The organism is Ruminiclostridium cellobioparum DSM 1351 = ATCC 15832, from assembly GCF_000621505.1.
Lineage (GTDB): Bacteria > Bacillota > Clostridia > Acetivibrionales > DSM-1351 > Ruminiclostridium > Ruminiclostridium cellobioparum.
Map to the genome: position 1 here is coordinate 183,973 of NZ_JHYD01000015.1, position 13,005 is coordinate 196,977.

At 39.8% G+C, this 13,005-nt stretch carries 8 protein-coding genes and 1 rRNA gene; all 9 read left to right on the forward strand.

Annotation, left to right across the window (positions count from 1 at the left end):
• Nucleotides 1–28 precede the first annotated feature (28 nt).
• Nucleotides 29–871 (forward strand): YidC/Oxa1 family membrane protein insertase, encoded by an 843-nt coding sequence (locus T344_RS0108650; protein WP_027628374.1) that lies wholly within the window; start codon nt 29–31, stop codon nt 869–871.
• Nucleotides 871–1,500 (forward strand): RNA-binding cell elongation regulator Jag/EloR, encoded by a 630-nt coding sequence (gene jag / locus T344_RS0108655; protein WP_027628375.1) that lies wholly within the window; start codon nt 871–873, stop codon nt 1,498–1,500. Before T344_RS0108650 ends, jag begins: the two co-directional genes overlap by 1 nt.
• A gap of 92 nt (nt 1,501–1,592) precedes the next feature.
• Nucleotides 1,593–2,972, forward strand: a complete 1,380-nt coding sequence (gene mnmE, locus T344_RS0108660) for a tRNA uridine-5-carboxymethylaminomethyl(34) synthesis GTPase MnmE (protein WP_027628376.1) — start codon at nt 1,593–1,595, stop codon at nt 2,970–2,972.
• A 67-nt stretch (nt 2,973–3,039) separates the two neighbouring features.
• Complete coding sequence (gene mnmG, locus T344_RS0108665; protein ID WP_027628377.1) at nt 3,040–4,950, forward strand: tRNA uridine-5-carboxymethylaminomethyl(34) synthesis enzyme MnmG; 1,911 nt, start codon at nt 3,040–3,042, stop codon at nt 4,948–4,950.
• 51 nt (nt 4,951–5,001) lie between these two features.
• Nucleotides 5,002–5,745 carry a 16S rRNA (guanine(527)-N(7))-methyltransferase RsmG gene (gene rsmG, locus T344_RS0108670; protein WP_034860844.1) on the forward strand — a complete coding sequence of 248 codons (744 nt, stop codon included), beginning with the start codon at nt 5,002–5,004 and terminating at the stop codon, nt 5,743–5,745.
• A gap of 159 nt (nt 5,746–5,904) precedes the next feature.
• Entirely contained in the window at nt 5,905–6,750 is an 846-nt protein-coding gene (gene noc / locus T344_RS0108675) for a nucleoid occlusion protein (protein ID WP_004623424.1), read from the forward strand.
• A gap of 460 nt (nt 6,751–7,210) precedes the next feature.
• Complete coding sequence (gene gyrA / locus T344_RS0108680) at nt 7,211–9,727, forward strand: DNA gyrase subunit A (RefSeq protein WP_027628379.1); 2,517 nt, start codon at nt 7,211–7,213, stop codon at nt 9,725–9,727.
• A gap of 325 nt (nt 9,728–10,052) precedes the next feature.
• A complete protein-coding gene (locus T344_RS0108685) occupies nt 10,053–12,305 on the forward strand; it encodes a HelD family protein (protein ID WP_027628380.1) in 2,253 nt (750 codons plus the stop codon).
• Between the two features lie 599 nt (nt 12,306–12,904).
• A 16S ribosomal RNA gene (locus tag T344_RS0108690) occupies nt 12,905–13,005 on the forward strand; the annotation flags it as partial.

The following is a 13,005-nucleotide window of genomic DNA, read 5'->3' on the forward strand; positions in this document are numbered from 1 at the left end:
CACTACGTTTGAGTTATAGGAGAAAAACATGGGATTTTTAGATTTTATAGCTAAGCCGCTCGGTCAATTCCTTTATTGGATTTATAATACGGTTGCTCTTCAAAATTATGGACTGGCTATTATAATATTCACTATTATTGTAAGGGCCGCATTGGTTCCTCTTACTTTGAAACAGTACAAATCAAGTGCTGAAATGCAAAAAGTTCAGCCGTTAATGCAAGAACTTCAGAGAAAATATTCCAATGATAAGCAAAAATTAAATGAAGAAACTATGAAGCTCTACCAGGAGCATAAAATAAATCCTGCCGGCGGATGTTTGCCCTTGCTCATTCAAATGCCCATCCTGCTTACATTATGGCAGGTTATAACCAAGCCTTTGAAATATATGCTTGGATTTACAACTGCGCAGCTGGAAGATTTGGCAAAGCTCGCAAATATACCTGTGGCCAGTGCATATTCCGAAATCAATACTATAACGTATTTTATGAAAAACGGTCAGGGAGACAAGGTTGGAAACCTGAATATGTTTTTTCCGAGTCACGGAGGAATTAACTTAGGTTCAATACCCACATATCATTTTGATCAGCTTGCTTCCGATCCTATGAAAATCTGGCTGCTGGTTTTGGTTATACTGGCCGTTGGAACTACTTTTCTGACAGCCCGCATGTCAATGCCAAAAACAACTGACAAGGCAACTAACCCAATGGGAAATACCATGTTGTATATATCTCCATTAATGACATTAATATTTTCATTCCAATTCCCTGCAGGTCTAGCATTATATTGGATTGCTGGTAACATATTCGCAATTGGACAGCAATACTATGTTAATAAATATGTCCTTAAGAAGAAGGAGGTAGAGAGTAAATAATGGCTTACAGTATTGAAAAAACAGGGAAAACGGTTCAAGAGGCCATTTCAGCAGCGTTGTCAGAGCTAAATCTGTCTCAGGAAGATGTCGAGATAGAGGTTTTGGATGAAGGCAATAAAGGCATTTTCGGTATTATCGGATCGAAGGTTGCAAAGATCAGAGCATCAGTTAAGGAAGTGGAAACCAGCCGCGGCGATATAGCATCAGACTTTTTATACACTATTTTGAACAATATGGGTGTTGAAGCCGATATTTCGGTAAATGAAGACGAAGAGAGCATAGTAGTTGATATAAATGGTGATGATATAGGTATAATTATCGGCCGCAGGGGAGAAACAATGGACTCTCTTCAATATCTGACCAGTCTTGTAATAAACAAGGGATATGAAGATTATAAGAGAGTAATCCTGAATGTTGAAAATTACAGGCAAAAACGGGAGGAAACCCTTATAAAGCTGGCTAACAGATTGGCTGACAAGGTTGTTAAATATAAAAAACCTGTTACTCTTGAACCAATGAATCCGTATGAGAGAAGAATAATTCATTCAACTCTTCAGGGACATAAATATGTAGAAACATATAGTACAGGTGAAGAACCAAAAAGAAAAGTTGTTATAACTTTAAAATAATTGGTCATTACTTTAAAATGGTTTGAGGAGTATTATATTCCTTGAACCATTTTGTGCGTTATTTGCAAAAGTAAATGCGGAATGGAGTATCTATGTATTTTGAAGATACAATAGCAGCACTGTCCACACCCTATGGAACCGGTGGTATAGGAGTAATAAGAGTAAGCGGAGAATCGGCTTTTGATATTTCAGCAAAGCTTTTCAATTCTTCAAAGGAAATGGAGGATATTCCTTCACACACTGTATCCTATGGTAAAATCACAAACCCGGAAACTAAAGAGATGGTTGATGAAGTGCTGCTTCTAAAGATGAAAAAGCCCAATACTTTTACACGTGAAGATGTGGTTGAAATACATTGTCACGGAGGTATTGTCGTAATAAACAGGGTAATGGAACTGCTGTTCAAATACGGTGCCAGGCCCGCGGAAGCCGGTGAGTTTACAAAGCGTGCATTTTTAAACGGCAGAATTGATTTATCCCAGGCTGAGGCCATAATCGATCTTATAAACTCAAAGACGGTGGAGAGTTCGAAGGCGGCGGTAAGCCATCTTGAAGGCAGGCTGTCAAATAAGTTAAAGCTTTTAAGGGAAGACCTGGTGGAGCTTCTTGCACACATTGAAGTGACAGTGGACTATCCTGAGCATGATATCGAGGAGATTACAGGAGAAAAAGTCTATGAAGGCCTGAAGCAGATAAGGGCTGAGCTTGCTGACCTGGCAAAGACCTTTGACCGCGGCAAGCTGCTCAGGGAAGGAATAAACATAGTCATAGCCGGAAAGCCCAATGTGGGGAAATCCTCATTGCTCAATCAGCTTGCCGGCAGCAGCCGTGCCATAGTTACCGATATCCCCGGTACCACAAGAGACATCATTGAAGAGTATGTCAATATAAAAGGCATTCCTGCCAAAATTACCGATACTGCCGGAATAAGAAATACCCGGGATGTTGTTGAAAAAATAGGTGTGGATAAGGCATACAGGGCAATTGAAGCTGCCGACCTCATAGTGATGGTAATTGCCGCAGACACCGGAATTCTCAAGGAAGATGAGGAGATATTGCAAAGCATCGGAGGAAGGAAAAGTCTTATACTCATAAATAAAACCGATCTGGCGGACAGAGCAGGGATAGATGAAATAAAAAGCCGGCTTTCGGCTGATATCGTGCTTGAAGCATCGGTAATAAATGACGAAGGCATAGAGGGCCTGGAGGACAAAATTTCCGAGCTGTTTTTCAAGGGAGACATAAGTAAAAATGAAGAAGTCCTTTTAACCAACGCAAGGCACAAAAATTTGGTGGACAGGTCAATTCATGCTATCGACCAGGCTTTGGGTTCATTTGATATGGGTATGCCGCTGGATATGGTCACTATAGACATAAAAAGTTCAGCAGAATATATTGGACAAATAACAGGGGAATCCATTGATGAGGCTGTCATGCACAACATTTTCAGCCGTTTCTGCATAGGAAAATAACAGTAAAAAGCAGAGTGATGCACAAGCTGTCACTCGTTATAAATAGGAGTAGAAAGGAAGAATCCTGATGGATTATTTCGCTGGAAGTTATGATGTAATAGTGGTAGGTGCCGGACATGCAGGTTGTGAAGCTGCTTTGGCCGCCGCAAGACTGGGCTGCAAGACCATTGTATTTTCTATAAATCTGGACAGTATGGCAAATATGCCCTGCAATCCAAACATAGGAGGAACGGCTAAAGGCCATCTGGTAAGGGAAATAGACGCTTTGGGCGGGCAGATGGGCAAGACGACCGACAAGACCTTCATCCAATCAAAGATATTGAACAATTCCAAGGGACCGGCGGTATATTCCCTGCGTGCCCAGGTTGACAGACGCCACTATCAGATGGAAATGAAACACACATTGGAGCTGCAGGAGAACCTTGACATAAGACAGGCTGAAGTTGTTGAGCTTCTGACAGATGAAGCAAAAACAAAAATAACCGGAATTAAAACACATACCGGTGCAATATTCCATTGCAAAGCAATCGTGTTGACAACCGGTACCTACTTGCAGGGCAGGATCATTATAGGAGATGTCAGCTATAGCGGGGGTCCGGATGGAATTTTCCCCGCCAATAAACTATCTGCAAGCCTTGCGGAGCTGGGAATATCCCTGCTGAGATTTAAAACCGGAACGCCTGCCAGACTTAACAGAAGGAGTCTGGATTTTTCCAAGATGACAGAGCAGCCCGGAGACGATACAATCATTCCTTTTTCATTTGAAACCGAGAGTATAGAAAAGGAGCAGGTTTCCTGCTGGCTTACCTATACAAATAAAGATACACATGAAATTATAAAAAGGAATTTGCACCGCTCACCCCTGTACAGCGGAGATATCACAGGGATAGGTCCCAGATACTGCCCGTCAATCGAGGATAAGATAGTCAGGTTTGCCGATAAGGAAAATCATCAGGTATTTGTGGAACCAATGGGTCTTGAAACCGAGGAAATGTATTTGCAGGGCATGTCCAGCAGCCTTCCCGAGGATGTCCAGATTGAATTTATGAAAACTGTCCCGGGGCTGGAGAATGTGAAAGTGATGAGAAGTGCATATGCAATCGAATATGACGGGATAGATGCAACCCAGCTGAAACTGTCCCTGGAATTTAAAAACATAGAGGGCTTGTTTTCAGCGGGACAGATAAACGGAAGCTCAGGGTATGAAGAAGCTGCTGCACAGGGTATTATTGCAGGAATAAATGCGGCTCAAAAAATTCATGAGAAAGAACCCCTCATACTGGACAGGTCCCAGGCCTACATAGGTGTATTGATAGATGATCTGGTCACAAAGGGAACAAAAGAACCCTACAGAATGATGACTTCACGTGCTGAATACCGCCTGCTGCTGAGACAGGATAATGCAGACCTGAGGCTGACGCCTTTAGGCAGGAAAGTCGGTCTTATCAGTGAGGAAAGGTACCTGAAATTCCAGGAGAAAAAAGAGCTTATAGAAAAGGAAATAGACAGGCTGAACAACAGCTATCTTCCTCCGAGCGAGGAAGTATTGAAATACCTTGAAAGCAGGGAAAGTACAGCTGTTAAAAGCGGAATTAACGTGGCCGAACTTTTAAGAAGGCCCGAGATCAGCTATGAAAGCCTTTCGGAGGTTATGGAGCTTCCTGTTCTGCCAAGATCGGTACGGGAACAGGTGGAAGTGGCAATTAAGTATGAAGGTTATATAAAGCGTCAGATGCAGCAGGTTGAACAGTATAAAAAGCTTGAAGGACGCAAGCTTCCCCGGGAGATGGATTATTCGCTTATCCAGGGCTTGAGACTTGAAGCCAGACAAAAATTGTCCCAGATAAAACCTGATTCCATAGGTCAGGCTTCAAGAATAACGGGAGTTTCACCTGCCGACATATCGGTACTGCTTATCCATCTGGAACAGATGAACCGCAGCAATAATCAAAGGCAAAGCGAGTCCCCCGGCAATTAGAATAAAGTGTACAATAGTTTGGAGGAAATCAGAAGAAATTGGGAGGAAAATATGGCATTGGATAAGGAATTAACCCAACTGCTGGCGGAGGGAGCCGCCCATTATGGAAGAGAACTTTCCGGTCAGCAGATCAGCCAGTTTGAAACATATATGGAGCTGCTGAAGGAATGGAATCAAAAAATCAATTTAACGGCTATTGAAGAAGACAGGGAAATAATAATAAAACATTTTATTGATTCCATGAGCATACTTCCACATATAAAAAACGAAAAGCTAAAGCTGATTGATGTCGGCACAGGAGCCGGTTTTCCAGGCATACCTTTAAAGATAACAAACCCAATGCTGGAAATAACATTGCTGGATTCCCTGGACAAAAGAATCAAGTTTTTAAATGAGGTAATAATTGCAGCAAATATTTCCGGACAGAAGGAAATGTCAGAGATAAAAACAATTCATGGGCGGGCTGAAGACTACGGAGCCAATCACCAGCACCGAGAAAAATACGATATTGCTGTAGCCCGTGCGGTTGCAAATCTTCCGGTTTTACTCGAATATTGTCTGCCTTTTGTGAAAATAAACGGGATTTTTATCGCTATGAAGGGGAGTAACACTGAAGAATTTGACGTCAGTGCAAAAGCTCTCGACATTTTAGGAGGAAAAATCGTAAAAATTGAAAAATTGGAGCTACCAAAGACTAATATAGAAAGAAATGTCGTCATCATAAAAAAGTTTAGACAGACGCCGACAAAATACCCAAGGAAAGCTGGAAAACCCTCTAAAGAGCCGTTGATATAAGTATTATTATCAACCTTTTTATAATTTTTTATCGAACGATTTTTATCTGGGAATAAAGGAAATGGAATAAAAGAAAAGAATAATCCTTTGTGTGTAATTTACAACATATGGTAGATTGCTTAAGAGAACAATAAAAAATATACAAAGGATGGTGCCGTTATGTTAGAAAGCAAGATTCAGTTTTCAAAGCAGGAAAAAAAGGATGATTTAAAAAACATTACTTATGTTGGTATAGACTATATCAGACCTAATCCATACCAGCCAAGAAAGCAGTTCAATAAATTTGCGCTTGAGGAACTGTGTGAATCCATAAAGCAATATGGAGTACTGCAGCCCATAAATGTAAGAAAGATTTCACACAGCACATATGAACTTGTGGCAGGCGAAAGAAGACTGAGAGCCGCTACAATGGCAGGACTTAAAGAAATTCCGGCTATAATCATCAATGTTGATGATAACGACTCTGCGGTAATGGCACTTATTGAAAATCTACAGAGAGAGGATCTCAGCTACATGGAGGAAGCTGAAGGTTACAGCAATCTCATTAATGAACATGGCTTTACACAGGAGGAACTGGCACAAAAGATAGGAAAAAGCCAATCAACCATTGCAAATAAAATCAGGCTTCTGAAGCTGTCTCCTCTGGTAAAAAAGATCCTGTCGGACAATAATCTCACTGAAAGGCATGCCAGAGCATTATTAAAGCTTCATGACGAACAGCTCCAGTTAAAGGTGCTGAAGCTTGTGTGCGAAAGAGGCTTGAATGTCAAGAAAACTGAAGAACTTGTGGAAAAGGCAATTGACAAGTTCTCCCGGGATATAAGACAAAAACCTGCCGACAGAAAAATGACTAAAGCCATCAAGGACGTCAGGATCTTTGTTAATACAATCAAACAGGCCATTGATATCATGAAACAGTCGGGAGTCAATGCCAAAGCAGCTCAGATTGACAGAGGCGATTACATAGAATTTGTAGTAAGGGTACCAAAGAACAATATGGCATAAGTTTAACAGCAAAACAATATAAACTGACTATGGCAAATCAAATAGCAATTTTATATTATATTGTGGACGGTTTAACTGTCCACTTTTTTCTTGAAAAAAGAATGGCCGCATTTAAAAGGAAGAACAAATATTGAGAACAGGAGAACAGTTAAAATTCTGTTATTTTCCACACATTTAACAGCAAATCTGGATAACTTATCCGATTTTATAATAATTATCAACAGTTCTGTAAGAGAACTCAGGCTAAGGCAGTATTAGCTGGGCCATAATATAGTTGTGAAGTTAATATTTGGTATCCATCGGAATTGGGTTTAATTGACTGTCAGCATTACAGCGAATTGGCTTTTAGACAAAAAAGTGGACAGTTCGTTAAATTTTTATTACAATATATAGTGGACAACTTGAGAAATGTACTACAAGCAAAAGGGTTTTTATAATATGAAAAGAGGTAATAAATTAAATGGCAGATGAAATAAGGGAGCAGAGAATTATTCCCATAGACATTGAATCTGAAATGAAAAAGTCTTTTATAGACTATGCTATGAGTGTAATTATTGACAGAGCACTACCTGATGTTCGTGACGGTTTAAAACCGGTGCATAGGCGTATACTTTACACTATGTATTCTTCTGGATTTACACCGGATAAGCCATACAGAAAATCTGTTGCAACCGTTGGTGAAGCTTTGAAAAGTTTCCACCCTCACGGTGATGCTGCTGTTTATGACAGTCTTGTGCGTATGGCACAGGATTTTTCTCTGAGACATCCGCTTGTCGACGGGCATGGCAATTTCGGTTCCCGTGACGGTGATGCTGCGGCTGCAATGAGATATACTGAGGCAAGGCTTGCTAAAATATCCATGGAGATGCTTGCCGATATTAACAAGGATACCGTAGATTTTAAACCAAACTTTGATGAGCATGAGGTCGAACCTGTTGTTTTGCCATCCAGATTTCCAAATCTGTTGGTCAACGGTTCTTCAGGTATTGCCGTTGGTATGGCCACCAATATTCCACCTCACAATTTAGGGGAGGTTATTGATGGGATATATGCCGTTATTAACAACCCGGAAATAACCATAGATGAATTAATGCAGTATATAAAGGGACCTGATTTTCCAACAGCTGCAAAGATTATTGGTAAAAAAGGAATCAGAGATGCATACAGGACCGGAAGAGGCAGGCTTGTTGTCCGGTCTGAAGCAACTATAGAAGAAATGCATGGAAACAGGCATAGGATCATTGTAACTGAAATACCATATTTGGTTAATAAGGCGCGGCTCATTGAGAAAATTGCTGAACTGGTTAAGGATAAAAGGTTGGAGGGTATATCCTTCCTGCAGGATGAATCAGGCAGAGAAGAACCTGTAAGAATTGTTATAGAACTTAAACGTGATGCAAATCCAAATGTCGTATTGAATCAATTATATAAAAACACCCAGCTGCAAGAAACCTTCAGTGTCAATATGGTTGCCATTGTTCCAACCGAGGATAATCTCTATGAGCCCAGAACTTTGAATTTAAGACAGGCTATTGATTATTACATAGCTCATCAGGAAGATGTTGTCAGACGCAGAACAAAGTTTGAACTTGACAAGGCAGAGGCAAGGGCTCATATATTGGAAGGCTTAAAGGTGGCACTCGACCATCTGGATGAGGTTATTAAAATAATCAGAAATTCCAAAACAGAAGCTTTGGCAAAAGAAGGTCTGTCGGAGAGATTCAGCTTCAGCGAAAAGCAGTCCCAGGCAATTGTAGATATGAGATTGGGTCGACTTACCGGACTGGAAAGAGAGAAGCTGGAAAATGAATATAACGAGCTGCTTGAGAAGATCAAATATTATAAAGATGTTTTAGCTAACGAAATCCTTGTTCATCAGATAATTAAAGAAGAATTGGATGTAATTAAAAATAAATATGCTGATGACAGGAGGACTAAATTAGAAATTGATGAAGACGAAATTGATATTGAAGATCTCATTCAGGAAGAAGAGAGTGTTATAACAATGACTCATTTCGGATACGTCAAGAGGCTCCCAGCCGATACTTACAAGAGCCAGAGACGCGGAGGAAAGGGAATAATCGGGCTTAGCACCAGAGAAGAAGATTTTGTTAAAAATCTTTTTGTAACCTCAACCCATAACTTCATCATGTTCTTTACCAACAAAGGAAGGGTTTACAGACTTAAGGCGTATGAGATTCCGGAAGCCGGCAGACAGGCCAAGGGTACAGCAATAGTAAATCTGCTGCAGCTGAATGGTGATGAGAAGGTAACCACTGTAATTCCGATACAGGAATATAGGGAAGGTCTATACCTTGTAATGGCCACACGTAACGGTCTGGTCAAGAAAACTGATCTGATGGAGTATGATAACATTAGAAAAGGCGGACTGGCGGCAGTAACACTCAGAGAGAATGACGAACTTATAGATGTTAAACTTACAGATGGAAATCAGGATATAATGCTCTCAACTGTCAACGGAATGGCAATCCGTTTCAATGAAACCGATGCCCGGCCTATAGGACGTGTATCCCAGGGTGTTAAAGGCATTGAGCTGGATGAGGATGACTATGTAATTGGCATGGAGGTTGTTACCGACAATACAACCCTTCTGGTTGTGACCGAGAACGGCTTTGGTAAGAGGACGGAGCTTGAAGAGTACAAGGTTCAGACAAGGGGCGGTAAGGGTATATTGACCTACAGAATTACCGAGAAAACCGGAAAATCCATAGGAATGATGCTTGTTTCTGAAGAAGATGATATAATATTAATTAGTTCGGACGGAAGTATCATTAGAATGAAAGTTAACGAAATAAGTATTCTCGGACGTGCGACTCAGGGAGTAACACTTATGAGAATGAGCGAGGGCAATAACGTTGTAAGTATGGCTAGAATGATAAACGAAGAATGCCCGGAGGGTACCGACTGTGAAGATACGGAAGGTGAAAGCCCTGAGGAAACGGACGATCAGCTGTAATGCCGTAATTAATAAGTGAGCAGTAATTTTTTAATAAATATGACTATTCCAAAGCCGGTAACAGGCTATACCGCATTTATTACACAGTTCCATGGGGTAAGCGGTAAGCCTGCGGCTGACTTTAATATTGGAAATAGGACAAACTTCACAGAAGGAGAGTATACTACGTGTATGCTCTCTTTTTGTGCCATCTGAATATATGTCATCTTCATATTGTAGATTTTATATAAAATGTAAATATTATAAAGGAAAAAACGGCAGACGCGTTTAATATATATTGTCTAATATTTAATGTCTAGTATTTAAGTCGGAGGAGAGTAATATAATGGATAATTACCAGGAACAGTTTGTATCGGAAAAGAATTATCTCGGCAGGATTAAAGAGATTATTAAAAATCAGCTGTCGGATGAAATAGACAGGCTTAAAAATAAAAAGGGGCAGTTAATAGCCGATAGGAAGGATATGTATGAAAACACCACCCATTACTCCAATGATTTTGAAAAACTGTCCGATGCAATACAATACCTGAACCCTATTGAAGTCCAAACATATGATTATGAGGCTACCGAGGCAAGAATACGGAAATACGACAGGATGCAGCAGTCGCCGTACTTTGCCAGAATTGACTTTACCGAAGCTGGATTTGACAAGGAGAATATATACATTGGCCTTGGGAACCTTACCGATGAAAAAACCCGCCAAACTTATATTTGTGACTGGAGAGCGCCCATATCCAGTATTTTTTACCGCTTTGGTCTGGGAAAGGCCAGCTATAAGGCACCCTACGGAATAATTGGAGGGGAAGTTTCACTCAAAAGACAATTTGAAATAAAAAAGGGTGAGATACAATATTTTTTCGATTCAAGTATGACTATCATGGATGATATGTTGAAACTGGCATTGTCCCAGAATGCTTCTGCAAAAATGAAAAGTATTGTTGAAACAATACAAAAGGAGCAAGACATTATAGTAAGAGATATTGAAAATGATCTCCTGATGGTGCAGGGGGTAGCGGGAAGCGGAAAGACCTCGGTAGCACTTCATAGAGTTGCCTATCTCATGTATCATGGTTTAACCGGAAATCTCAGTTCCAATAACATCATACTTATTACACCTAATAACCTCTTTGAAAAATACATTGACAGTGTGTTGCCTGAATTGGGTGAAAAGAATATTCAGGCTCTTACAATGGAAGAAATATTTAATAATATCTTTGAAGAAAAAATTGAAATTGCCAATCGTAATACCTTAATAGAAGAAATAATATCCACCAAAGATATAAACAAAAAGAATTTAATTAAAAGCAGCATGGAATTTATACTGTCAAAAGAATTTTTATTTATCATAGAAAGATATCTTAAATATTTCGAACACAGGATGATCGATTTCAGAGATATATACTACAATGGTGAATGTATTGCAAACAGACACCTGACCAAAGCCGAGCTTTTAAGGCAGAATGAGATTTCCCTGCCGCTGGAGAAGAGGCTGGAAACAATAGAAAAACGCATCATGATAAAAATTCACGAGTTAAGAAAACATCGGCTTGTGAAGCTTGAAAAGTTTATCGCTGAATATCCGGAACATATCTATGAAGTTAAGACGCTTGCCAGATTGTTATCACTTAAGGAAAATGCAGCAATGAAAAGAGAGGTTATGAAGTTCTCAAGAGTTGATGTGATGGTGCTGTACAAGAGACTGGCAGGGGACCGGAATCTGTTTTACAGGCTGGCTGAAGGAATAGACCTGCCTGTAAATATTGAAGAGATAATGAACCATGTAAGTAGAGGTCTGCAAAAGCCGGTCTTGAGTTATGATAATGCAATGGTACTTCTGGCAATGAAGCTGATGCTGGGGGGATGTGAGCATTACAAGGAGATTATGCAGGTAGTTGTAGATGAAGCCCAGGATTATTATCCCGTCCATTATGAAATTCTGAAAAGATGTTTCGGAAATGCCAAGTTTACCGTGTTGGGGGATATAAATCAGACTATAGAAAAAACATCGGATTTATCTGTATACTCGGATATAAGACAGATTCTTAATAAAAAGAGAAGTACAACCATTATGTTGAATAAAAGTTTCAGATGTTCCTATGAGATTAATCAATTCAGCTCCCATTTCAGTGATCGGCATCTGGAGGTTGAAAGTTTCGAAAGGCATGAAAGTCTGCCGGAAATTGTCGGTACGGAGAATGGTGGGCAGATGAAAGAATATGCGGTAAATATGGTCAGCAAATATAGGACTGAAGGATTTCAGTCAATAGCTGTTATATGTAAAAGCATGACGGGTGCGGAACAGCTATATAGGGAAATTGGAAGTGAACTTGGTGCTGCACTGATCAATACTGATTCCTTTGATACGATCAATAAGGTTACAATTCTTCCGGTATATATGGCAAAGGGGCTGGAATTCGATGCGGTGCTTGTCTATGATGCAAATGATGAAATGTATTGGGATGCGGAAGACAGGCAGCTTCTATATATTTGTTGTACCCGCGCATTACACAGATTATCAATAATTTATTCAGGTAAGAAAAGCAGGCTGATTCCTGATAATTTAAATGGTATTGAGTAAATATTATTTTATGTAGGAACTATTGAAAAAAAGAGATATGAAACCTGAGAATACCGGACATTTAATGGGAAATATATGCGAATAATGCAGAATAACCGTTGTAAATCAGTTTAACACGTAAATACAGGAGTAATATACGTTGCCATAACTCACTGCATGATGATATACTAACCAAGCTGTCGCAAACGGCAACACCAAGTAAATCAGAGTTATGGTGTTTTGAAAAAAACTCATAACAAAAATTAAAAAAAGTGTTGACAAAGAAACAGCAAAGTGATATTATAATTAAGCTGCTTGCGGCAAGCAAACAGTGAAAACCTTGAAAGTCAACAGAAATAATACTTTTAAGGTAACAAATGGACTTTGAAAAGTAAACAGTGACAAATACATGCAAATGTAATGTAAAGGAACTCGAAAAATTCCGAAATCGCATAGCGATTTCAAAATTGAGTAACTTGCGAACTTTACAACCTGGTTTTTGGAAACAAGAACTAGAAAAAAAGTCAGCAATTTTAATGAGCATGCTGAATAAAATTCAGCAGTCAAGCTTGTCAAATAAGTTAATTGTGCAGCAGATTTTCTGCGAAACATATAAATTTTAATTTGAGAGTTTGATCCTGGCTCAGGACGAACGCTGGCGGCGTGCCTAACACATGCAAGTCGAGCGGAGATGATCTGAAGTTTACTTTGGGTCGTCTTA